At 59.9% G+C, this 22,377-nt stretch carries 19 protein-coding genes; 12 read left to right on the top strand and 7 right to left on the bottom strand.

Features of this window, described 5'->3' with window-relative positions:
- Positions 1-86: 86 nt before the first annotated feature.
- Positions 87-581: a hypothetical protein gene (locus EJA72_RS01580; RefSeq protein WP_157709789.1), complete on the bottom strand. Its 495-nt coding sequence runs from the start codon at positions 579-581 to the stop codon at positions 87-89.
- Positions 582-741: 160 nt separating this feature from the next.
- Here EJA72_RS01580 and EJA72_RS01575 point away from each other — a divergent pair, with 160 nt between their 5' ends.
- Positions 742-1,434 (top strand): aspartate/glutamate racemase family protein, encoded by a 693-nt coding sequence (locus tag EJA72_RS01575; RefSeq protein WP_157709788.1) that lies wholly within the window; start codon positions 742-744, stop codon positions 1,432-1,434.
- Here EJA72_RS01575 and EJA72_RS01570 read toward each other — a convergent pair whose 3' ends face one another.
- The 3 genes from EJA72_RS01570 to EJA72_RS01560 form a co-directional block, all read right to left on the bottom strand.
- Complete coding sequence (locus EJA72_RS01570) at positions 1,435-1,956, bottom strand: GNAT family N-acetyltransferase (protein ID WP_157709787.1); 522 nt, start codon at positions 1,954-1,956, stop codon at positions 1,435-1,437.
- Between the two features lie 172 nt (positions 1,957-2,128).
- A complete protein-coding gene (locus tag EJA72_RS01565; protein ID WP_157709786.1) occupies positions 2,129-3,049 on the bottom strand; it encodes a LysR family transcriptional regulator in 921 nt (306 codons plus the stop codon).
- Between the two features lie 87 nt (positions 3,050-3,136).
- Positions 3,137-3,577, bottom strand: coding sequence for a carboxymuconolactone decarboxylase family protein (locus EJA72_RS01560; RefSeq protein WP_157709785.1), 441 nt, complete (start codon positions 3,575-3,577; stop codon positions 3,137-3,139).
- Positions 3,578-3,781: 204 nt separating this feature from the next.
- Here EJA72_RS01560 and EJA72_RS01555 point away from each other — a divergent pair, with 204 nt between their 5' ends.
- The 4 genes from EJA72_RS01555 (at position 3,782) to EJA72_RS01540 (ending at position 7,287) form a co-directional block, all read left to right on the top strand.
- Complete coding sequence (locus EJA72_RS01555) at positions 3,782-5,215, top strand: PLP-dependent aminotransferase family protein (RefSeq protein WP_157709784.1); 1,434 nt, start codon at positions 3,782-3,784, stop codon at positions 5,213-5,215.
- Between the two features lie 123 nt (positions 5,216-5,338).
- Positions 5,339-5,632 (top strand): putative quinol monooxygenase, encoded by a 294-nt coding sequence (locus EJA72_RS01550; protein ID WP_157709783.1) that lies wholly within the window; start codon positions 5,339-5,341, stop codon positions 5,630-5,632.
- Between the two features lie 304 nt (positions 5,633-5,936).
- Positions 5,937-6,347 (top strand): cupin domain-containing protein, encoded by a 411-nt coding sequence (locus EJA72_RS01545; protein ID WP_157709782.1) that lies wholly within the window; start codon positions 5,937-5,939, stop codon positions 6,345-6,347.
- Positions 6,348-6,576: 229 nt separating this feature from the next.
- Positions 6,577-7,287: an ATPase gene (locus tag EJA72_RS01540; RefSeq protein ID WP_157709781.1), complete on the top strand. Its 711-nt coding sequence runs from the start codon at positions 6,577-6,579 to the stop codon at positions 7,285-7,287.
- Between the two features lie 161 nt (positions 7,288-7,448).
- Here the strand turns inward: EJA72_RS01540 and EJA72_RS01535 are convergent, their stop codons facing one another.
- From EJA72_RS01535 to EJA72_RS01525, 3 genes are all read right to left on the bottom strand, one after another.
- Positions 7,449-12,350: an NAD-glutamate dehydrogenase gene (locus EJA72_RS01535; RefSeq protein WP_157709780.1), complete on the bottom strand. Its 4,902-nt coding sequence runs from the start codon at positions 12,348-12,350 to the stop codon at positions 7,449-7,451.
- A gap of 447 nt (positions 12,351-12,797) precedes the next feature.
- Complete coding sequence (locus tag EJA72_RS01530) at positions 12,798-13,901, bottom strand: RHS repeat-associated core domain-containing protein (protein ID WP_157709779.1); 1,104 nt, start codon at positions 13,899-13,901, stop codon at positions 12,798-12,800.
- 41 nt (positions 13,902-13,942) lie between these two features.
- On the bottom strand, positions 13,943-15,028 hold the full coding sequence (locus EJA72_RS01525) for an RHS repeat-associated core domain-containing protein (protein WP_157709778.1): 1,086 nt from the start codon (positions 15,026-15,028) through the stop codon (positions 13,943-13,945).
- 161 nt (positions 15,029-15,189) lie between these two features.
- Between EJA72_RS01525 and EJA72_RS01520 the strand changes: the two genes are divergently transcribed.
- From EJA72_RS01520 to EJA72_RS01490, 7 genes are all read left to right on the top strand, one after another.
- Positions 15,190-15,543: a hypothetical protein gene (locus EJA72_RS01520; protein ID WP_157709777.1), complete on the top strand. Its 354-nt coding sequence runs from the start codon at positions 15,190-15,192 to the stop codon at positions 15,541-15,543.
- Positions 15,544-15,810: 267 nt separating this feature from the next.
- A complete protein-coding gene (locus EJA72_RS01515) occupies positions 15,811-16,770 on the top strand; it encodes a MoxR family ATPase (RefSeq protein ID WP_003218556.1) in 960 nt (319 codons plus the stop codon).
- A gap of 5 nt (positions 16,771-16,775) precedes the next feature.
- Positions 16,776-17,720, top strand: coding sequence for a DUF58 domain-containing protein (locus tag EJA72_RS01510; protein ID WP_157709776.1), 945 nt, complete (start codon positions 16,776-16,778; stop codon positions 17,718-17,720).
- Complete coding sequence (locus EJA72_RS01505; protein ID WP_157709775.1) at positions 17,717-18,211, top strand: DUF4381 domain-containing protein; 495 nt, start codon at positions 17,717-17,719, stop codon at positions 18,209-18,211. The genes EJA72_RS01510 and EJA72_RS01505 overlap by 4 nt, the downstream gene beginning before the upstream one ends.
- Positions 18,204-19,283 carry a VWA domain-containing protein gene (locus EJA72_RS01500; protein ID WP_157709774.1) on the top strand — a complete coding sequence of 360 codons (1,080 nt, stop codon included), beginning with the start codon at positions 18,204-18,206 and terminating at the stop codon, positions 19,281-19,283. Before EJA72_RS01505 ends, EJA72_RS01500 begins: the two co-directional genes overlap by 8 nt.
- The gene (locus EJA72_RS01495) at positions 19,280-21,019 is read left to right on the top strand and encodes a tetratricopeptide repeat protein (RefSeq protein WP_157709773.1); all 1,740 of its coding nucleotides are present in this window, start codon (positions 19,280-19,282) and stop codon (positions 21,017-21,019) included. Before EJA72_RS01500 ends, EJA72_RS01495 begins: the two co-directional genes overlap by 4 nt.
- Positions 21,016-22,377 (top strand): BatD family protein (locus tag EJA72_RS01490; protein ID WP_157709772.1); only part of this gene is annotated, 1,362 nt, incomplete at its 3' end. The genes EJA72_RS01495 and EJA72_RS01490, both read left to right, overlap by 4 nt.

The following is a 22,377-nucleotide window of genomic DNA, read 5'->3' as shown; positions in this document are numbered from 1 at the left end:
CGTATCAGTCAACATTGACGTCGGCTGATATACCGCCATCGCGAGCAGGCTCGCTCCTACAGGGATTGGTGTGAGGGGTGAGGGATTTAGCTGCGCTCGCGGGGGATCAGACTCTGCAACTGCTGCGCCAGGAAGTTCGCGTCAAACACGAAGGTATCCGGGTCTTTCAAGCCGTTGGTCTTGCGCCATTGCCAACTGCTCGACGGCGGCTGGCACACCAGCGAAATGCTGCCGTACCGCGCCGCCGTCAGCCCCATCACCGCGAGTGAAATCTGTCCACCCGCGCCCATCACATCCGGCACGAATTCCACCGGTTTGCCGGCGATCACAATGCTCAGCTTCTCGGTCCTGAAGGTCGAAGTCTCGACCGGCACGCTCGGGCCCGAAGCGACGTACGCTTCGCGGCTGACCTCCAGCAGATTCGGCGCCTGGACCGGTTCCAGCCACTGCTGGATCTGATCGAACAGTTCACCAATGCGCGTCGCCCACACGGTCGACTGCGACTCAAACAGTTGCTTCTTGTGCGCTTCGCTTTCTGCGTAGTGGCGAAGCATCTCACCCAGTTGCTGTACGTCGTCCATTGCGGTGTTCCTTTGTTTGAAGCCGTGTTGCGGATATTGAGCATGGCAGATGCGCGTGGCCGGCGTACGACTAAACGCCAAGAGGTCCATCAGGGGTTTGCGCCATGGAAGATTCGCGGGCACTGTAGGCACGCCCGTCAGCCTTCAACAGGATCACAACATGCGCACAATCGGCCTTATCGGCGGCATGAGCTGGGAATCCAGCGCCGAATATTATCGTCTCATCAACCAACAGGTGCGCGACCGGCTCGGGCCGTTGCGTTCGGCAAAACTGCTGATGTACAGCGTCGACTTCGGACCGGTCGAGCAGGCACAACATGCCGGGCGCTGGGACGATGCGGCGGCGATTCTGGTGGACGCCGCACGCCGGCTCGAGGCCGGTGGCGCCGATTGCGTGGTGCTGTGCACGAACACCATGCACAAGGTTGCCGGGCAGATTCAGGCAGCGGTCGATATTCCGTTCCTGCACATCGCCGACCCGACGGGACAGGCTGCCGTCGATGCGGGCGCGTTGAAAGTCGGCTTGCTCGGTACCGCGTTCACCATGGAACAGGACTTCCTGAAAGATCGCCTGAGCGCGCAGGGGTTGACCGTGCTGATACCGGATGCCGAGGAACGTCAGGCCGTCCACCGGATCATCTACGACGAACTGTGCGTCGGAGTGATCAGCGAGGCATCGCGCCAGGTGTATCAACAGGTCATCGAATCCCTGACCCGACGCGGCGCCCAGGCGATCATCCTCGGCTGCACCGAAATCGGCCTGCTGATCAAACCCGAACACAGCGCCCTGCCCCTGCTCGACACCACCGAACTGCACGCGCAGGCGGCGGTGGCGTTTGCGCTGAACGACTGACTACCCGGCCTTGGGCGTGCGCCGCAGACGCGCCATGCTCAAGGTGTCCACCCACACGCCGTCACGCACGGCGTAGTCGCGAAACAGACCTTCGGTCTCGAAACCGAATTTTCGGTACAAGCTGATGGCCGCTTCGTTGTCGCTGTAGACCGACAGCTCGACCCGGTGCAGATTCATCCAGTTGTCGGCGACATCCAGCGCCGCCGCCAGCAGCTTCGAGCCGACGCCCTTGCCCTGCCAGGCGGGTGCCACGCCCATGCCGAAACTGCCGGCGTGACTGCGTCGGACGCGGGAAAACTGTTCAAGGCCCAGATGGCCGACGACGGCGCCCTGATGCAACGCGACCAGTTTCACTGCGCGTTCGTTATCCGCCTCCAGGCGTTTGCGCCAGACTTCCACCGACTGATAGGGCATTTGCAGGACTTGCCGGGTGACGGCAGGGTCGTTGTAGAGCGCGGTAACGCCGCCGAGGTGGGATTCGTTGAAGCGTTCGAGGGTGATAGCTGTGTCAGAGAGCGACATGGGTGATTCATCCTTGATGCAAACATGGCCGCTTACTCTACAACGCATCCCTCCGGCACGGCGAAATTCAATGTAGGAGCGAGCTCGCTCGCGATGGGGCCATCACATTCAACATCTATGTCGAATGTTCGACCGCCATCGCGAGCAGGCTCGCTCCCACAAGGGATGGGGTTCAGCCTTCGAACCACTCTCGGCGCTCGTTGAAGGTGCTGCGGATTAGCTCGACAACCATCTGCACCTGCGCCTCCCCCTCGGTCTCGGCGTTGACCGCCATCCACACCTGGCGTTGCGGTGGTTCGCTGAACAGCCCCGGCAAGCCGACCAGGCCTCGGTCGAAGTGGCTCATGTAGCCGGGCAGCAGGCCAATGCAGGCGCTGCAACGGATCATCTCCAGCATCAGCTCGTAGGAATGCAGCTGCACCACCCCGGCCAAACGCTGTTCCACCAGCGTATTCCACGGCAAAAAACTGCCGACCTGGGCGTATTGCTGCCATTGCACCAGCATGAAATCGGCGAGGTCATCCAGGCTGTCCGGGCGGGAGGCGGCCCGGGAATAACGTTTGGCGATGTGTGGCAGGTAGTCGAGCCGCGCCAGGCGCTCGGGGGCGCTGACGGCGAAGCTCGGACCGGGCAGCGGCGCTTCAACGTCGGCCAGCCACACCACCACGTCGGCGGTCACCGCTTGCAAGGACAAGTCGCTGTCGAGGGTGATGATGTCCAGGCGCACGCTGGCGTTGCGCCGCAACAGGGCAACCAGATCGCGACCGAGAATGTCGTGCAGCACCGATTCGGCCACGGCCAGGCGAATCAACGGTTGTTCGAGCACCGGCAAATCGCGCTCGTGGGCCAGTGCAATGAGCTGGGCCTGAAGCTGCAACCCTTCACGGCTCAGCGCCACGCCGTGGTCCTGGTGATGGAACAGCGAGCACTGCAATTGCGCTTCAAGTTGCGCGAGGTGTTTGCGCAACTGAGTGGACTTGATGTTGAGGCTGCGGGCGGCCTGCATGAAGCAACCGCAACGGGCGCTGACCCGGAAAGACTGGGCCAGCACCGGATCGAGGGTGGCGGCGAACGTGGATTCCATGACTGGCATCAATGACTCCCTGTCCTTCTATCCTTGAGAACTCCATCGTGCGCAGCGTTTATGAAACGGGTGTGACAGGCGGACAGGAAAATCGATTCAGCCACTGGGGGTTTGGCGAAAGCTCACCGCCAGGCGATTCCAGCTGTTGATGGTGGTGACCGCGATGGTCAGGTCGACCATTTCGCCTTCGTTGAACTGCTCCCGCGCCTGGGCGTAGACCTCGTCCGGCACATGGCTTTCGGAGAGCAAGGTGACCGCCTCGGTCCAGGCCAGTGCCGCGCGTTCCCGAGGGTTGAAGAAACCGCTGTCGCGCCAGACCACGATCGAATACAACCGGCGATCAGTCTCGCCGAGACGACGGGCATCCACCGAATGCATGTCGGTGCAGAACGCGCAGCCGTTGAGCTGCGAGGCACGGATCTTGATCAAGTGCAGCAGCGCCGGCTCGATGCTGAGGTTGCTGGTCAAGGCCTCCATGGCAATCATGGCTTTCATCGCCTTGGGCGATGCGCTGTAGTAATCCAGTCGGGGAGTCATGGAGTGCCTCGTGGAGCGATAGGTTGGCTTTACGTTAGGCGCAGCCGCACAGTTGTTACAGATCCAATTCGGCGAAATCCGGATGGACCAACCGGCAAAAGGCCAATCCGCGCTATTTCTCGCACGCAACTTCTGCACAGCCGCGCTTGCGCGTAATCTGGCGCGACGCACACGCGCCTCAATTGCCCCAGGAAACTCGCCGGTATGGAACTTCATGTCGTCATCAACGGCCGCAAGGACCTCGCAGGCCAGTTGTACAACCAACTGCGCAGCGCCATCGAAAACGGTCGTCTGGCCGCCGGAACCCAGCTGCCGCCCAGCCGCTTGCTGGCGGAGCAACTGGGCATTTCGCGCAAGACGATTTCCGATACCTATGCCCAACTCACTTACGAAAACTTCCTGACCGGGGTCATCGGCAAAGGCACCTACGTCAACGCCCGCACGGCAAAAGTCAGCCAAAAGCAAAGCCATACGGAGCTGGCGAGTGCCGAGGTCATCGAATCCTGGCGAAACCTGCCGGTGTTTTTGCGCCATCCAACCCTTGAAGGCTCGTTGCGCTATGACTTTATCGGTGGCGCAACCAGCAAGGGGCAGTTTCCCCAGGACGACTGGCGGCGCTGCACGTCCCACGCCTTGCGTCAGATCGCCGGTTCCAAAGGCCTGTACAGCCAGCCTGAAGGCCTGCCGGCGTTGCGCAATGCGATTGCCCGGCACATCGCGTTTTCCCGAGGGGTCAACTGCCAGGACGAGGACGTGGTGGTGTGCAACGGCGCGCAACAGGCGCTGGACCTGATCTCGCGGGTGATGACGCGGCCCGGCAGCATTGTCGCCATGGAAGACCCCGGCTACCCGCCGGCACGGTTGCTGTTCGGCAGTCACGGAGCCACGGTGATCGGGGTCCCGGTGGACGACGAAGGCATTCAGGTCGACAAGATCCCCCTCGGCACCCGGCTGATTTACGTCACGCCGTCCCACCAGTTCCCGCTGGGCCTGCCGATGAGCCAGGCGCGCCGGGTGGCCTTGCTGGAACGGGCCTATGAATTGGGCGCGATCATCATCGAGGACGATTACGACAGCGAATTTCGCTACGAGGGTCGGCCCACCGATTCGCTGCAAAGCATGGACGAGCGTGGCATCGTTGCGTATGTCGGGACATTTTCGAAAACCCTGTTGCCGGAACTGCGCCTGGGCTATGCGATTCTGCCGCCGGCCATCCTCGAAGCGGTGGTGCGGGCCAAACAGCTGACGGACCTGCACACCTCCACCCTGCCCCAATGGGCGTTGGCCAAGTTCATCGCCGAAGGCTGCCTGCTCAAGCACATCCGCCGTTGCCATACGGTCTATGCCGGGCGTCGCGAGCGGATTCTGTCGCGCATCGCCGGCGACCTGTCGCCGTGGCTTGAAGCGGTGCCGAGCACAGCGGGGTTTCACCTGGTGGTGATGTGCAAAGTGCCTATCGATATTCCCTTGGTGATCGACCTGGCGAAAAAAGTCGAGGTCGGGCTGTATTCCATCGAGGGCTTTTTCTACCAGCACCCGCCGCGAGCCGGGTTTCTGCTGGGGTTTGGCGCCATCGAAACCCTGGACATCGACATCGCGCTGGACCGTGTGCGGGACATTTTGCAGCAGGTCAGCTAGCCGATTGGTCTGTGGCTTTATCCGGCGATTGGCTATTGGCGGTCCGGGGGTGCAGGCCTATCCTGCATAGGCGTTATCCCTCAATGAGCAGGATTCGTCCGGCCTGATTCAGGAGTGTGAGCAATGTCCTACGAAGTGATCAATACCGTAAAGGTGCAGGCCGCCGCCGGCCGCTCGGAAGAACTGGGCAAGCAACTGCAAAAGATTGTCGAAACCCTGCGCGAACTACCGGGCTGTGATTCCTATATGGTCGACCGCTGCCCCGAGGACAGCAACCGCTGGAACGTCAGCGCCCGCTGGCAATCGGAAGCGGCCATGCAGACACACTTCAACTGCCCCGAAGTACAAGGCTTCATCGGCCTGATTGACAGCCAATTGGCCAATGCCGTGGACTTCAACAGCTTTCCGATTCGCTAGCGTCGTAGCCTACCCCCGACCTATAGCAGCTGCGTTCGACTTGTAGCAGCTGTCGAGCAACGCGAGGCTGCGTTCGGCGACGAAGTCGTCGTGAAATCAAGCGATAAGGTTTTTCAGTAAAACCGCATTCGCCGGGTTTACGACGACTACGTCGCCGAACGCAGCCTCGCGCTGCTCGGCAGCTGCTACAGGTTTTTTTTCATCTTGAATTGGCCCCCTCACCTTCCCGAAAATTGGCTGTTTGATTGGCTCAATCTGCGGACTATCGTTGTTCCTGCCGACCCCACTACCGCAGGTGATGACTATGAAAGCTTTGCGCTTGTTTGCTGCCCCCTTCGCTGCCCTGGCCTTGACTGTTGCCGTCCCGGCTTTTGCCCACGACCCCTCGGAAAAAGTCACGGTCTTGCAGGATGAAATGCTGCAAAACGTCCCTGGCAAGAAGGCCATGATGATCGAGGTCGACTACAAGCCCGGCCAAGCGTCCATCGCTCACAAACACGAAGGCACCGCCATGGCCTACGTGCTGTCCGGCGCAGTGACTTCTCAAGTAAAAGGCGGCAAGGCGATCACCTACAAGGCTGGCCAATACTGGTATGAACCTGCCGGTTCGGAACACCTGGTCTCGAAAAACGCCAGTGCCACCAAGCCCGCCAAGTTGTTGGTGTTCATGGTATTGGGCCCGGACGAGAAAGTGTTGATCCCCCTGGAAAACTGATAGCTGGACGTCCACTCATAAATAAAAAAGCCCGAACCCTCGATTCGGGCTTTTTTATTGCTCGCCGTAATTAACATTAACGGCTTACACCAAACAAAACTATTAATCACCTACTAAGAGCAAAGATTGGTTATTTCATCCAGCGGTTCAAGGTTTAGTCTGGATTCACTGCCGACAACTTTCGGCAACTTAAACTTTCAGACTGATGTTGTTTCACTGGAGAAACACCATGAAACTTGCGCTTGTCAGTACCTTGGCGATAACGGCTGCTCTGGCCGGTTGTTCGATTCCCACTGCGCCCACAGCGGTTTCTTCGCTGGACGGTGTGTTCACGGCGCCTGTTGGCCGCAGCACTGCCACACGTATTCCCAACGGCAGCCAGGTTTCGCTGGGGATCGTCTACAGCCGCAATACCCTGGCCAACCGCGCCTACTTGCAGGACTACCACGCCAATGCCGGCACCGGTTTCGGCCAGAGCCTGCTGGTGCAACCGATTCACGACGCCTACGTGGCCACCTCCAAACCGGACCTGGCGGTGGACTGGGTCAAGGCCTCGTTGCAGCGCCAGTTCGGTTCGGTGACGGTGTATCCGGACCTGCAAAGCCTGCGGGCGGCCAATCCTGATGTGGTCGCCATCGTCGACAGCCGCAGCCAATTGATGACCTCGCGCAGTTCGGATATCAAGGCGGATGTCAGTGCGGACTTCTACGACAAAAATCTCAATTACATTGGCACTGCGCAGGGGCATGACGCCCGCGAGTTAAGTCCGGTGTGGGCTGACTTTAAACGCAGCGAAGAGATCGTGGCGGATATTAATCAACAACAAGATGTGCAAGTTCGGGCATTGCAGAAATTTGACCAGTCGCTCAGTAATTTATTGACCAGGCCGACAGATAAAGTGTCGATGCTGGATGAAACAACTGGCCGGAAGTTGTATTGATTTCAATGGCGCTATCGCGAGCAGGCTCACTCCCACCTTTGGAATGCAGTTCAAAGGTGGGAGCGAGCCTGCTCGCGAAGGGGCCCGACAAGACAGCACAAAACCTCCGGGCAAAAAAAACCCGCATCTCTCAATGCGGGTTTTTTTCATTCAACGCCTGATCAGGCCGCCGGTTCCAGCTCGGCTCTGGCAGGTGCAGCGGCAGGCACTACCGCTTGACCGCTCAACGCCAGATCCAGCAGTTCGCGGTTGGCCACCGCGTACATGGCGTAGTCCGTGCCGCTGGCGGCACGCAGCTCCACCAGCATGGCACGCCAGCGTTCGATCATGCCTTCGTGCTGCTCCATCCACAGCGCCAGGCGTGTTTCCACGTCCTGGGAACCGTCGCCCTGTTGCAGGACCGAGATGGTGATCGCCCGTTGTTGCCAGTCGACGTCATCACGGAACGCTTCACGGGCCAGGGCTTGCCAGTTGTTTTCAACCGGCAGCGCGCTGATCTGTTGCAGGTACCAGGTGATGTCCAGCGCGCTGCCGACCGCGAAGTAAGCCTTCGCCACGTCTGCTGCGTTCTGGCCAGTCACGTCCGACGCTTCGATGATCGGCAGCAAGGTGTACAGGTGAGTGGTGCCTGCAACCATGCGCGCCAGCAACTCGGGAACGCCAGCCGCGACGTAAGCCTGATAGCGGGTCTGCCAGCCTTCGCGGGTCGGACCTTCCAGCAGTTCGTCGAGCTTGAGGCCCAGCGCTGCCAGGTGCGGACCGAAGTGCGCGACGTCACGGGCAGCGTTCTGCTCGTTGCGACGGCTGCGCAGGAACCAGCGCGTAGCGCGACGGCCCAGACGCATTAGCTCATCCATCAGCTCCAGTTGCACATCAGCGGAGACCTGGTAATCCAGGGCTTCGATCTGACGGAACCAGTGCGGGAGGTGGAAGATGTCTCGCACGATCACATAAGCACCGGCCACGTTCGCCGGGCTCATGCCGGTCGACTCTTTGAGTCGTTGAACGAAGGTGATGCCCATGTGGTTCACCAGATCGTTGGCGATCTGGGTGCTGACGATCTCGCGCTTCAGACGGTGACGGCGCATGGCTTCGGAGAACTTGCTCACCAGCGTCGGCGGGAAAGCGGTTTCCATGTCGCGTGTCAGGTAGTCGTCGTCCGGCACCAGGGAATTGAGCAGCTGCTCCTTGAGGTCGATCTTGCTGTAGGAGATCAGCACCGACAGCTCGGCACGGGTCAGGCCGTGGCCTTCCGCGACGCGCTCGTTGATCGCTTCTTCCGACGGCAGGAACTCGATGGCACGGTCCAGCTTGCCACGGCCTTCGAGGTCGTTCATCAGGCGCTTGTATTCGGCGATCCGCACGTAGGCACGACGGGCCGCCAGGGACAGCGCTTGTGTCTGCTTGTAGTTGTTGCCCAGGACCAGGTTGCCGACTTCGTCGGTCATGCTCGCCAGCAACTGGTTGCGTTGCTTGTCGGTCATGTCACCGGCCTGAACCACTTCGTTCAGCAGGATCTTGATGTTCACTTCGTGGTCGGAGCAGTCCACACCACCGGCGTTGTCGATGAAGTCGGTGTTGGAACCGCCGCCATTGAGGCCGAATTCCACACGGCCCAGTTGGGTCATGCCGAGGTTACCGCCCTCGCCCACGACTTTGCAGCGCAGTTCGTTGCCGTTCACGCGCAGTGCATCGTTGGCCTTGTCGCCGACATCGGCGTGGCTTTCGCTGCTGGCCTTGACGTAGGTGCCGATGCCGCCGTTCCACAACAGGTCTACCGGGGCCTTGAGCAAGGCATTCAGCAGTTCGGTCGGGGTCAGCTTGTCGGCCTGGATGTCGAAACGCTCTTTCATCTGCGGGGAAATCGCGATGCTTTTCGCGCTGCGCGAGAAGATCCCGCCGCCTTCGGACATGATGCTGGTGTCGTAATCCGACCACGCCGAACGCGGCAGGTCGAACAGACGCTGACGCTCGGCGAAGCTGTTCGCCGGCTCAGGATTTGGATCGATGAAGATGTGCAGGTGGTTGAACGCGGCGACCAGTTGCAGGGTCTCCGACATCAACAGGCCGTTACCGAACACGTCACCGGCCATGTCGCCGACACCGACCACGGTGATGCTGTCTTTCTGGACATTGATGCCGCGCTCGCGGAAGTGACGTTGTACGCCAACCCACGCGCCTTTGGCGGTGATGCCCATTTTCTTGTGGTCGTAACCGGCCGAACCACCGGATGCAAACGCGTCACCCAGCCAGAAGCCGTAGTCGATGGCGATGCCGTTGGCGATGTCGGAGAAGGTCGCAGTGCCCTTGTCCGCAGCAACCACCAGGTACGGGTCATCGTCGTCATGACGCACGACGTTGGCCGGCGGCACCAGTGCGCCGTCCTTCAGGTTGTCGGTGATGTCCAACAGGCCCGAGATGAAGATGCGGTAGCAGGCGATGCCCTCGGCCGCGATCTCGTCACGGCTGCCGCCCAGTGGCAGGCGACGGGGCAGGAAACCGCCCTTCGCGCCCACGGGCACGATGACCGAGTTCTTCACTTGCTGGGCTTTTACCAGGCCCAGGACTTCGGTACGGAAGTCTTCTTCACGGTCGGACCAGCGCAGACCACCACGCGCAACGTTGCCGAAGCGCAGGTGCACGCCTTCGACGCGAGGCGAGTAAACGAAGATTTCGAACTTCGGTACCGGCTTCGGCAGCTCCGGAATCTGGTGCGGGTTGAACTTGAAGCTGAAGTAGGACTTGTTATGACCGTGCGCATCAGTCTGATAGAAGTTGGTACGCAGGGTCGCTTTGATCAGGTCCAGGTAACGACGCAGGATACGGTCTTCGTTCAACACCTGGACGTCGTCCAGTGCGGTGACGATCGCGTGTTCCAGACGCTGTTGCTTGTCTTCCAGGTCGTCGCTGGCCAGCTTGCGCGCCAGGTAGAAGCGGGTCTTGAACAACCGGGTCAGCTCCCGAGCGATGTCGGTGTGGTTGTTCAGGGTGCTGGCGATGTAGCCCAGGTCGAAGCCCAGACGAATCTGCTTCATGTAACGGGCGTAGGCACGCAGCAGCGCAACGTCGCGCCATGGCAGGCCGGCGGTCAGCACCAGGCGGTTGAACGCATCGTTCTCGGCATCGCCACGCACGATGTGGACGAAGGCGTCCTGCAAGGTGTCGTTGAGTTGCTGGATGTCGAGTTCCAGGCCCTCGGCGGCCGTGAACGCGAAGTCATGAATCCAGAACTCGCGGCCATTGTTGTGACGCAGGCGGTACGGGAATTCACCCAGCACGCGCAGGCCGAGGTTTTCCAGGATCGGCAACACGTCGGACAGTGCCAGCGGGGTATCGGCGTGATACAGCTTGCAGTGCAGTTCGCGTTGACCCGAGACCTGGCCCAGTGGCTGATAGAAGCTCATCACCAGTGGATTTTTTTCGTTCAGGCTCAGCAGGTGCTGCATGTCGACCACAGCCGAATGGGCTGCGAAACGCTCGCGGTAACCGGCCGGGAAGCCTTTCGGGAAGTCGGCCAGCACGTTGGTGCCCTGGGCTTCGCCGAAGCTTTCGACCGTCAGGGCCGAGTAATCGTCCTGCCAGCTGCGGCAGGCCTGGATCACTTCGTTTTCCAGCTGCTGCGGATCGATGTCGATGCGGTTTTTCGGGTCGACGCGCAGGATCAGTTGCACGCGGGCCAGCACGGACTCGGAGAAGAACGTCCAGAACTCGCAATCCGAGGCTTTCAGGCGATCCATCAGCACTTGCTGGATCTTCTGGCGCACTTCGGTGGAGTAGATGTCACGCGGCACGTAGGCCAGGCAGTAGCAGAAGCGACCGTACGGGTCTTTGCGCAGGAACACGCGGATCTTGTTGCGTTCCTGGATCTGCACGATCGACATCACGGTGCTGAACAGTTCGTCGACCGGGGTCTGGAACAGGTCGTCGCGCGGCAGCACTTCGACCACCTGCGCCAGTTCCTTGCCCAGGTGAGCTTTAGGCTGGAAGCCGGAACGGCGTTCGATCTCCTCGACCTTGCGACGGATGTACGGAATGACCCGCACGCTCTCGCCATACACCGAGGAGGTGTACAGGCCCATGAAACGGCATTCCTTGATGACTTTGCCGTTTTCGTCGATCTCGCGGATCGACACGTAATCCGGGTAAGCGGGACGGTGCACACGGCTTGGGTGCGCGGCCTTGGCGAACGACAACAGAGTCGGTTCGCGCAGGTAGTTCACGGCATAGTCTTCGATGCGCAGGTCATCGTAGGTCAGTCCGCTGCGCAGCAGTTTGGTCAACCCCAGGAAGGAAGTCTGGTCGTACTGGATGTGACCGCCATCGGCCTCATCAGTGACGGTAAATTCTTCGTAGCCGAGGAAAGTGAAGTGGTTGCCCACCAGCCATTCCAGGAAGCTTTTGATTTCGGCTTTTTCTTCGCCATCGACCGCAAATTTGCTGTTGTCGAGGCCGGTCAGGATTTCCTGGACCTTGGTTTTCATCGGTTCGAAATCGGCGACTGCGATGCGGACCTCAGCCAGAACCTGCTCGAGCTCTTTGCTCAGCACGTTCAGCTCGGCCGCGTTGGCGCAACGGTCAATCTCCAGGTACATCAGGGATTCATGCAGGATCCCTTCGCCCTGGGTGCCTTTCGGCAGGATTTCCAGCAACTCGCCTTTGCTGCCGCGTCGAACGCTCAGCACAGTGGTTTGCAGGGTATGAATGCTGTAGCCGCGACGGTTCAGCTCGGTACGCACCGAGTCCACCAGGAATGGCAGGTCGTGGTGCAGCACTTCGACCGCGGTGTGGGTCGACTGCCAGCCGTGGCGTTCGTAATCGGGGTTAAAGACGCGAACCTGAGGTTGCGCGTGATCGAAGCGCTCAAGCAGGCGCCACGCAGAAAGGGTGCAGCCAGCGAGGTCGGAAAGCCGACGCTGGGTCAACTCGTCAAGGGAAATGATGCCGAAAAATTGTTCAGCGAACAGCGCCACTTGTGGCAGTGCCTGTTCACTGATGTGCTGCGCCAGTGCCGCTTGCAGTTGGTGCTGGAAGTCGGCTTTGCTGGCTGCGGTGAAGAACGCCATCTGTGGTACTCCGCTTGGGCTTGTTATTGATGGAAGCGTCGCGTGCAAAACCCCTTACGGGGCGATCCGTCACCCTGTTCCTGATTCTCGGGCAGAGGAAACAGGGTGACAGGTGGGTGAAGCTGGACGAGACACTCGGGTCACATTCACCTTCCATGAATGGGCATCTGCAAAAACGACTCTGCGATCAATTGCACAATGTCTTTACAGGTATCCATTCGATGCGCAGCTTAACCAGTGCGGCAAGGCCCGTGCTTGCGGTGCTGCGACATATTCGGTCAACGGTACGCAGCGCATCGGATAACACTAGCAGCCGTGTAGGAAATTGGGCGTTTTATGCTCGGATTCTGGGTACGTTCGTGCCAGAAATGACCTGCCGTGATGGATCCAGTCACGAGAGATAATGGTTTGCATGGCTTTACTACAGAATGGTGTCAGCGAGAGAGCTTAGTGCCGGATATCCTTCCCCGTATCCGGTTTCAATCCGTGAGTAAAGGGACGATAGCCAACACCTGATTGAGCTTGCTTAGAGCTCGGATTTTTTTCCATAAAAAAATAGTGATCACCCGCAGCCACTTCTCCGTCGCGTAAATTTGGAAATTTTTTGGAAAAATCGCGCGCACTAATCTTCCCCTTGAACCCTTTCACGCGCAGACCAGTTATCAAGGATAGTTCTTCAGCAAATGACGTCGCGCCCCCAGAGAGTGGACCAGCCTCACTACTTGAATGGCACATAACCAAACGCAGATTTTTATACTTCGAAACTTCCAATCCTTTGTCCCGCGCCAATTCAAGCAACCCTTTGGCATCCACGTTAAGGTCACGATCAAGCCTCAAAAAATTATCTTTAGAACGCTTGTGCCCCTGAAAATTAAGCCTCGGAGCGCCTTCGTAGGTATCTTCAAAGGTCATCACCCTTTCAGTAAGCCTGGTGACATTTTTCACACGTTTAACAGACACGCCCATCTGAAGAGACTTGAACCCCGTGGCAATTCTTGAGAACCAATCAGATCTCGAAGAAGAAAAACTTCCTAATGGATCACTTCGATTAACTGGATCTCCCAGACAATAGACGTACGCATTCAAACCGCCCTTTCCAAACGGGCTCAAGCGGTCGGGGCTGTTGAATCTCATCAGCCCTGGATTAAAAGCCCGATAACCATTCCCCAACAAGTAATGCCCGGTCCAAGTGTCTGGTCGCTGACCATTGAAACCTAGCAAGCTGGTCACCCCACTTTCACAGGGGTGATAACCATAAGGTGAGTAGGCGATAGGTCGTTGGCGGTTTGCCTGAAGGGTATTGAGTACAGAACGCTGCTGATCCATGGCCAGCAATGTATTGTCGAGCACGTCGCTGTTGCGACGTTGTTGCGCCAGCAACTGATCCCCGTGTTGAACGATTGAAACCTGCTCACCGCCCTCAGTCTCTGTAACCAAGCGGCTTTCGCAGTAGAAGCGCTGTCGATCGACACCACCCTGCAGGCAATGGTGGGTCAGCCGATCCAGTGCATCATAGTGATTACGGACGAGAGGGATTTGTTTGTGCAACATGGCTGGAGCTCCAATAAATCAGCCTATGAGAACGCTTACTGCTATTGAGCGTTATTTGTTCTAACACGAGTAACTTGACGCTTGACCTCGTCAAACACGACGGGGTGAAACTGCGCACCAAATCGCTTGACGGCACTGGCTTTCTTCGCAATTCCAAAGTAATACGGACCCGCATACGTTTCGCCAACACCCAACCATTCAAACGCCCTTCGCGTATCGACAGATACAACTTTCCCTTCATAGCCTTTAACCGGGAGCTTCGTTAGTTTGTTTAGACTTTCAGCAAATGATATATCCGCTATTCCAAACGAATTTTTTTCAATATCTGCAGAATGACACACCACCAACCTTACACTTTCAAAACTCGTAACACTGACGCCATTTCGCTTGGCCAAGCCAACCAACTCCAGCGCATTTAAACTTTCCGCCAGCCCCCCAGGAATACCATGCGCCTCAATGGTAAGCCTGGAGCCGCCCCTGTCCTCAAAGGTAAAGATGCCTTCGGAGAGTCGCGTTACATTTGTCACAGGTTTAAGTTTAATTCCAAGTTCAAAGGACTTGGCTTGAGCTGAAACTCTTGACAGATGCGGACTTCGCGCAAAAACAACATGTCCCGTGGGATCACTCCGGTTAACTGGATCTCCCAGACAGTACGCATAAGCATTAACCCCGCCTGCACCAAACGGACTCAAACTGTCCGGACTGTTAAACCGCATCAGAACGGGGTTAAACGCCCTGTAACCGTTACCCAATAAATAGTGTCCGGTCACGGGGTCCGGTAACTGACCATTGAAGCCCGGCAAATCGCTATCAAAAAAATGATGACCATAGGGAGCGTAGGCGATCGAGCGTGGAACTTCAGTATTGAGGTTACACAGCACAGATCGCTGCAGGTCAGTGGCCAACAGCGCGCTTTCAAACCGTCCTTCCTTTTGCTGCTGTTGTGCCAGCAGTTGGTCGCCGTGCTGCACGACCGATTGGCGTTCCTCACCCTGAATCTCGGTAGCCACGCGATGTTCACAATAGAAGCGTTGACGCTCGGCGCGAGCCGACTGCCTGTGGCTGGTCATTCGATCCAGTGCATCGTATTTATAGTGGATGAACAACCCATCCTGTTTGCCCATCATCGTTGAACCCTCCGAGAGACCGGAATTATCGATGGCTTCAGCAACCGATGGCCACTAGCAGAACTGATAGGGCTCCCCAACGCGACCCAGCAAAAAACCGCCAACACTGGCAAAATCCCCCTTTGCCTGCCAACACCGCGCCCAGCGCCAGGACTGCTCAAATGCAAATGACCACCTCCCTCTTGATCGTCAACCCGTGCGACGACGAAGAAGACAACATGGCCATGCTCGCCTGCCACAGCGATCAGGGCGAGATGTTCCTGATGTCGCGCTATCCGGACGAGGATGAGCTGGAGATCACCCTTGATGGCGAGCCTTCGACATTGGATGGAGTGAAAGTGACGCTGAGCCCTACTGTGCTGAAGATCGAAATAGCTGCTGCGGATGCCGATGCGCTGAATGGTGACGATGTGCTGGAGATCACCTTCAACCCGGACATGGTGGATATGGCTGAAGTTGAAGAAACCCTGAAGAACATCCTTGACGGTACTGGCACCTTTATCAGCCAGCTTTGAGGTGCTTGATCTGCCCTCATCGCGAGCAGGCTCACTCCCACAATTGAACGTCGTACACCGTCAATGTGGGAGTGAGCCTGCTCGCGATAGGGCCGGCACACCCACCCAATCACTCCCTGGCTAACAAAATCGAACAATCGCCCTGCTCATTCTCCACACTTTGCACAAAATGCCGTTAGTCGCCGCCCCCCGCGATGCATTAAAGTAACGCCCCCAGCCTTGGCGTTATTTGTGCGTCTAGGTCACCCTTTCCAGGAACAGTCATCGATGGAACATCGTGAAGCGCTGCTAGCGCTGCGAACCTTTCTTTCAACGCAGATTCTCGGCCAGGAAAAACTCATCGAGCGCTTGCTCATCGCCCTGCTCGCCGACGGCCACATGCTGGTCGAGGGTGCTCCCGGCCTGGCCAAGACCAAGGCCATCAAAGAACTCGCCGAAGGCATCGAAGCCCAGTTCCATCGCATCCAGTTCACGCCCGACCTGTTGCCCGCCGACATCACCGGTACGGAAATCTATCGCCCGGAAACCGGCAGCTTCGTGTTCCAGCAAGGCCCGATCTTCCACAACCTGGTGCTGGCGGACGAAATCAACCGGGCCCCGGCCAAGGTTCAGTCGGCGCTGCTCGAAGCCATGGCCGAGCGCCAGGTCAGTGTCGGGCGCAGTACTTATGAGTTGTCGCCGCTGTTTCTGGTGATGGCCACGCAAAACCCGATTGAGCAGGAAGGCACGTATCCGCTGCCTGAAGCCCAGCTCGACCGGTTCCTGATGCACGTAAAAATCGGGTTCCCGGACGCCGCGGTCGAACGCCGCATCCTGCAACAGGCCCGTGGCGAAGCACTGAACGGTGAAACCAAGCCGGAACGGCGGGTCAGCCAGCAGGCGATTTTCGCCGCCCGCAAGGAAATCCTCGGCCTGTACATGGCCGACGCCGTGGAGGAGTACCTGGTTCAGCTGGTCATGGCCACGCGCACCCCGGCCAAATTCGATCCGGAAATGGCCGAGTGGATTGCCTACGGCGCCAGCCCGCGGGGCTCGATTGCCCTCGACCGCTGTGCCCGGGCGCACGCCTGGCTGGCCGGTCGCGACTTCGTCAGCCCTGAAGATATTCAAGCGGTGCTGTTCGACGTGTTGCGTCACCGCATCATCCTGTCCTTTGAAGCCGAAGCCGCTGGCATCGATCAGGACCGGGTGGTCCAGCGGATTCTCGACGTCGTAGCCGTCGCTTGACCCCGATGAACGCCCTCCTGCCGCCCGAGCCGGGCATCCGTGTCAGTCTCGCCGAACTGATCGAGATGCGCCATCGCGTGCGCGAAGTGCAGCTGTTTTCCACGCCGAGCCAGCGCAGCCCGTTGATCGGGCTGCACCACTCCAAGCTGCGCGGCCGTGGCGTGGACTTTGATCAGGTGCGGGTCTATCAGGCCGGCGACGATGTGCGGACCATCGACTGGCGCGTCACGGCGCGCACCCAGGAGCCTCACACCAAGCTGTTCCACGAAGAGCGCGAGCGGCCGATTTTCATTATGGTCGAGCAAAGTCGCCGGTTGTTTTTCGGCTCGGGACTGATGTTCAAATCGGTGCTGGCCGCCCAGGCCGCGAGCCTGATCGGCTGGGCCGCGCTCGGTCATAACGACCGGGTCGGCGGGTTGGTGTTTGGCGACAACGAGCACTACGAAATCAAGCCGCGACGCAGCAAGCAGAGCCTGCTGCAATTGCTCAACCGTCTGGTGCGGGTCAACCAGTCGCTGCACACCGAGAATGAAACGGACCGCGACGCCTTCGGCATTGCCCTGCGCCGAGCCCGTGAAGTGTTACGCCCCGGCAGCCTGGTGATCGTCATCTGCGACGAGCGCGCCTTGACCGAGGGTGCCGAGCAGCAACTGAGTCTGTTGTCGCGTCATTGCGACTTGCTGCTATTACCGCTGTCCGACCCGCTGGACCACGCCCTGCCCGCCGCCGGGCTGCTGCGCTTTGCCGAGCGTGGCGCACAACTGGAACTGGACACGCTGAATTTCGACCTGCGCCAGTCTTACCGCGCCCAGGCCGAGGCGCGTATCGCACGCTGGGAACTGCTCGCGCAGAAACTGCGGGTATTGCTGATGCCATTGAGCACGCAGAGCGAAATGGTCGAACAACTGCGCGAATACCTGAACCCACAAAAACCGGGGAAAGGTCGATGAGCAGCCTCGATCAACTGCAACCCCTGATCACCCCGCCGCCCATCGACTTCTGGCCACCTGCGCCAGGCTGGTGGCTGCTGCTGTTGTTGCTGCCGCTGATCGGTTTCGGACTGTGGCAGGCACGGCGCTTTCTTCCCGACCGACGCCCGGTGGTGCGCGCCGAACAACCCCTGGACCCGGTGCGCGTCGCCGCGCTGGCCGAACTCGCGCGCATGCCCAAGCCATACGACGGTGCACCGGCCGGCGCCTGGCTACAGCAACTCAACGGCTTGCTCAAGCGCTTGTGCCGCAACCATTACCCCTACAGCCAGAGCCACACGCTTAACGGCCGCAAATGGCTGGCGTTTCTCGACAACCGTTGTCCGGCCGCGGGCCTGACTCGCTGGATGGTGTTGGTGGAAGGCGCCTACAAACCCGAATGCAAACTCGACGACAAGGCCATCGCCGGCCTGACCCAGGCCGTCGACACCTGGATTCGCAAACATGTTTGAGTTCGCCTGGCCGTGGATCTTTGCATTGCTGCCGCTGCCGTGGCTGATGCGCGTGCTGTTGCCGGTCGCCGATAGCGGCGAGCCGGCGCTCAAAGTCAGTTTCCTCAGCGACCTCGAAGGCCTGGCCCGGCGCCGTGCCCGCGCCAACCTGCCGGCCTGGCGCCAGCAAGCACCGTTCATTCTGTTGTGGTTGTTGCTGTTGATCGCGGCCGCACGCCCGCAATGGCTGGGCGAACCATTGCCGATTGCGGCCAGTGGCCGTGATCTGCTGGTGGCCGTGGACGTGTCCGGCTCCATGGATTTCCCCGACATGCAATGGCAGGACGAAGACGTCAGCCGCCTGTCGTTGGTCCAGCACTTGCTCGGCGATTTCCTCGAAAGCCGCGATGGCGATCGGGTAGGCCTGATCCTGTTCGGCAGCCAGGCTTACTTGCAAGCGCCACTGACCTTCGATCGCCATACAGTGCGCGTCTGGCTCGATGAAGCGCGGATCGGCATCGCCGGCAAAAACACAGCCATCGGCGATGCCATCGGTCTGGCCCTGAAACGCCTGCGCATGCGCCCGGCCCAGAGCCGCGTGCTGATTCTGGTCACCGACGGCGCCAACAACGGCGGCGAAATCGACCCGCTCACGGCGGCGCGGCTGGCGGCCAAGGAAGGGGTAAAAATCTACCCGATCGGCATTGGCGCCGATCCCGAGCAAAGCGGCACTCTGGGCTTTCTTGGGGTCAACCCGAGCCTCGACCTTGATGAACCCTCCTTGAAGGCCATCGCCGAGGCCACGGGCGGTCAGTATTTCCGCGCCCGCGATGGCAAGGAGCTGCAATTGATCAAGGACACGCTCGACAAACTGGAACCCGTCACCCAGCAACCTACCCAGGCCCGCCCTGCTCAAGCGTTGTATCACTGGCCTCTGGCGATGGCATTGCTGTTGAGTATGCTGCTGGTGGCCCGTGAACGCTGGCCGGACAACCCGTTTCAACGGTTGTTTACCAAGGAATTGTTCACCCAAACGCAACTGCCCGACTGGCGCCAGCGGCTCAAACGCCTGCGTCTGCGGAGGCGCCGATGAGTGCGCTCTGGCCGTACTGGTTCCGCCCTTGGTGGCTGTTGCTGTTGCCATTGCTCGGCTGGTTGCTGTGGCAACTCTGGCACCGGCAGAAACGTGCCGGGCGCTGGCAAATGATCCTGCCGCCGGCCTTCCATGCCGCGCTGCTCAGTGGTGGTAATGGTCGCGACAGTAAGTTGCCGTGGGTGGTCCTCGGGATTGCCTGGGTGCTGGCGATTTTTGCGCTGCTGGGCCCGAGTTGGGAACGTGTCGAGCAAACCAGCCAGAAACCCGCTGATCCGCTGGTGGTCATCCTTGAGCTGACCCCGGAAATGCTCGCCACCGACGTGGTGCCGAACCGACTGGAACAGGCCCGGCGCAAGCTGTTCGACCTGCTGCAAATCCGCAGCGACGCTCAGACCGCCATCGTCGTCTACGCCGGCAGCGCCCACACGCTGGTGCCGCTGTCGGATGACCTGTCCACCAGCCGCAACCTGCTGGACGCGCTCAAGCCGTCGCTGATGCCCGAGGCGGGCCATCGCGCAGACCTGGCGGTAACCAAGGCGCTGGCCTTGCTGAGTCAAGGCGCCCTCGGCGACGGCCGGATCCTGTTGATCGGTTCCACCTTGACCGAACAGGAGCGTCAAGGCATTCGTCGGGCAATGGACGGCAAGTCGACACAATTCCTGATGCTGGGCATCGGCACCGCCGAGGGCGCGCCGATCACTCAGGAAGACGGCAGCTTCCTCAAGGACGAACAGGGCGCAATCCTCGTTCCACACCTCGATGAGCCCAGCCTTAAAGCCTTTGCCAACGGGCTCGACGGCCGCTATCGCCACGCCCGTCTGGACGACGGCGACCTGCGCGCCCTCGGCCTGATGGATGGCCCGCGCTCGTTGCGCAGTGACGGCCAGACCCTGCGCCTCGACACCTGGGCCGATCAGGGTTACTGGCTGCTGTTGCCGCTGTTGTTGCTGGCGGCTTGCGCCGGCCGTCGCGGCTGGCTGTTCTGTTTGCCGCTGTTGTTCCTGATGCCGCAACCGAGCTATGCATTCGACTTTGCGGACCTGTGGCTGCGCCCCGACCAGCGTGGGCTGCACCTGCTCCAGGACGAACACCCGGCCGAAGCCGCGCAACATTTCGAAGACCGGCAATGGCAAGGCGTGGCGCTTTACGAGGCCGGCGACTACAGTGGCGCCGCCCAGCGGTTCGCCGAAGGCACCGACGCCCACGCCCACTACAATCGAGGCAATGCCTTGGCAAAAAGTGGCGAGCTGGAAGCTGCGGTGGATGCTTACGAACAGGCGCTCGAACTTCAACCGGATTTGCGCCCCGCGCAGACCAACAAGGCGCTGGTGGAAAACCTGATCAAGCAGAAAGCCACCGCGCCACCTGTTGAACCGGACAAAAGCGCCAACGACGAGCGTGAAGCCAATGCGCAGGAACCCCCTCCTGGTGCGGCCGCACAACCTTCGAACAGCGGCGAACCGAACGTCGACGCACCGCAAGATTCGGCAGACGCTGAACAGTCGACGACGACGCCACCGAAGCCCGGCACCAACGAAGTCCCGGGCAGCGAATTGGGCGACGAACAAACCACTACGCCGCCCTTGCGCCCGGCCAGTTCCGCCATCGATGGCGAACAGCGCCAGGCACTGGAGCAATGGTTGCGCAAGATTCCGGACGATCCGGGTGAATTGCTCAGACGTAAATTCTGGTACGAACAGCAACAACATCAGGATCAGGGAAAAACTCGATGACCCGCTTCACCGCTTTCTCGCTCGCTGTGCTTTTCTGGACTGTTCAGGCCCAGGCCGCGGGGCTGGTCGCCAGCGTGGATCGCAGTCGCCTGAATTCCGGCGAGACCGTCGAGCTGACCCTGGAATCCAGCGACGTAACGCTGTTCGGCAAGCCGGACCTGACCCCGCTCGAGCCCCTGTTCGAAGTCCGTGGCACGCGTCAGGTCAACCAGTTGAATACCCTCAATGGCGACAACCAGGCCACCACCCGCTGGATCATCACCCTGCTGCCCCGGCAAAACGGCAGCGTGGTCATTCCGTCGCTGCAACTGGGTGAGGTGCAGAGCCAGCCGATCACCGTGCAAGTGGTCGAGAGTGAAGCCCAGGACACGACGAACAAGCTGGCCCCGGTCTTCATCGATGCGAGCCTCGATCAAACCAGCGTGTATGTGCAGGCCCAGGCGATTCTGACTTTGCGCATCTACCATTCGGTCTCGCTGTACGACGACAGCAGCCTGCCCCCGCTGCAAATCCCCGACGCGCGCATTGAACAACTGGGTGAATCGCGAACCTACGAAAAAGCCATCAACGGCTTGCGCCACGGCGTGATCGAAATGCGCTATGCGATCTACCCGCAGCACAGCGGCGAATTGATCATCCCGGCGCAGGTCTTCAATGCCGCGCTGGTGGACGCTCAGCCTGCTCCGGACGCCGGCGCCCAAACGCCGAAAACCGGCAAACTGATGCGGGTCAGTTCGTCCGAGCTACTGCTGACCGTCAAGGCCAAGCCGGCCAGTTACCCGGCTGACGCGCCCTGGTTGCCGGCACGCAGCCTGAGCCTCAGCGAAAGCTGGAACCCGGAACCGGAGCACGCGCAGGTGGGTGATTCGCTGACCCGCAGCCTGACCGTCAAGGCCGAAGGCCTCGCCAGTTCACAACTGCCGCCGCTACCGGCCACCGACGTCAACGGCTTGCGACGCTATCCGGATCAACCGGTGCTAAGTAATCAAAATGGTGACCGTGGTTTGATCGGCAGCCGCGAAGAACGCGAAGCCCTGGTGCCTGTGCGCAGTGGTTCTATCGAGCTTCCGGCGGTGGACGTGGTCTGGTGGAACACCTTCGAAGACCACCTCGAGCACAGCAGCCTGCCGGCGCAATCCCTGGAAGTGGCGAACAACCCGAGCATGGTGGTCGATACTCCGGCCAGCGCCCCGCAAGCCCACTCCGCCGCGGACAGCGAAACGCTCTGGCGCTGGAAGCTCAGCACCTTGATTCTGGCCTGCACCACCCTGATCGGCTTTGGCCTGTGGTGGCGGGCGCGCTGGCAACCGGCGATCCTGCGCGCCACCCAAACGGGCCCGAGCCCGCGCACCGTGCTC

This window comes from Pseudomonas sp. PB120, from assembly GCF_009761815.1.
In the GTDB taxonomy this organism is placed as follows: Bacteria; Pseudomonadota; Gammaproteobacteria; order Pseudomonadales; family Pseudomonadaceae; genus Aquipseudomonas.
Note: the sequence above shows the minus strand (reverse complement) of the source record. Positions and strands in the feature narration are given on the sequence as shown.

Excerpts from the sequence above, each read along its gene's own strand:
- EJA72_RS01520 (WP_157709777.1), top strand. The coding sequence starts at position 15,190 with ATGCAAATGACCACCTCCCTCTTGATCGTCAACCCGTGCGACGACGAA.
- EJA72_RS01570 (WP_157709787.1), bottom strand. The coding sequence starts at position 1,956 with ATGTCGCTCTCTGACACAGCTATCACCCTCGAACGCTTCAACGAATCC.
- EJA72_RS01495 (WP_157709773.1), top strand. The coding sequence starts at position 19,280 with ATGAGTGCGCTCTGGCCGTACTGGTTCCGCCCTTGGTGGCTGTTGCTG.
- EJA72_RS01550 (WP_157709783.1), top strand. The coding sequence starts at position 5,339 with ATGTCCTACGAAGTGATCAATACCGTAAAGGTGCAGGCCGCCGCCGGC.
- EJA72_RS01505 (WP_157709775.1), top strand. The coding sequence starts at position 17,717 with ATGAGCAGCCTCGATCAACTGCAACCCCTGATCACCCCGCCGCCCATC.
- EJA72_RS01525 (WP_157709778.1), bottom strand. The coding sequence starts at position 15,028 with ATGATGGGCAAACAGGATGGGTTGTTCATCCACTATAAATACGATGCA.
- EJA72_RS01510 (WP_157709776.1), top strand. The coding sequence starts at position 16,776 with ATGAACGCCCTCCTGCCGCCCGAGCCGGGCATCCGTGTCAGTCTCGCC.
- EJA72_RS01530 (WP_157709779.1), bottom strand. The coding sequence starts at position 13,901 with ATGTTGCACAAACAAATCCCTCTCGTCCGTAATCACTATGATGCACTG.
- EJA72_RS01535 (WP_157709780.1), bottom strand. The coding sequence starts at position 12,350 with ATGGCGTTCTTCACCGCAGCCAGCAAAGCCGACTTCCAGCACCAACTG.
- EJA72_RS01565 (WP_157709786.1), bottom strand. The coding sequence starts at position 3,049 with ATGCCAGTCATGGAATCCACGTTCGCCGCCACCCTCGATCCGGTGCTG.
- EJA72_RS01515 (WP_003218556.1), top strand. The coding sequence starts at position 15,811 with ATGGAACATCGTGAAGCGCTGCTAGCGCTGCGAACCTTTCTTTCAACG.
- EJA72_RS01500 (WP_157709774.1), top strand. The coding sequence starts at position 18,204 with ATGTTTGAGTTCGCCTGGCCGTGGATCTTTGCATTGCTGCCGCTGCCG.
- EJA72_RS01545 (WP_157709782.1), top strand. The coding sequence starts at position 5,937 with ATGAAAGCTTTGCGCTTGTTTGCTGCCCCCTTCGCTGCCCTGGCCTTG.
- EJA72_RS01555 (WP_157709784.1), top strand. The coding sequence starts at position 3,782 with ATGGAACTTCATGTCGTCATCAACGGCCGCAAGGACCTCGCAGGCCAG.
- EJA72_RS01575 (WP_157709788.1), top strand. The coding sequence starts at position 742 with ATGCGCACAATCGGCCTTATCGGCGGCATGAGCTGGGAATCCAGCGCC.
- EJA72_RS01580 (WP_157709789.1), bottom strand. The coding sequence starts at position 581 with ATGGACGACGTACAGCAACTGGGTGAGATGCTTCGCCACTACGCAGAA.
- EJA72_RS01560 (WP_157709785.1), bottom strand. The coding sequence starts at position 3,577 with ATGACTCCCCGACTGGATTACTACAGCGCATCGCCCAAGGCGATGAAA.
- EJA72_RS01540 (WP_157709781.1), top strand. The coding sequence starts at position 6,577 with ATGAAACTTGCGCTTGTCAGTACCTTGGCGATAACGGCTGCTCTGGCC.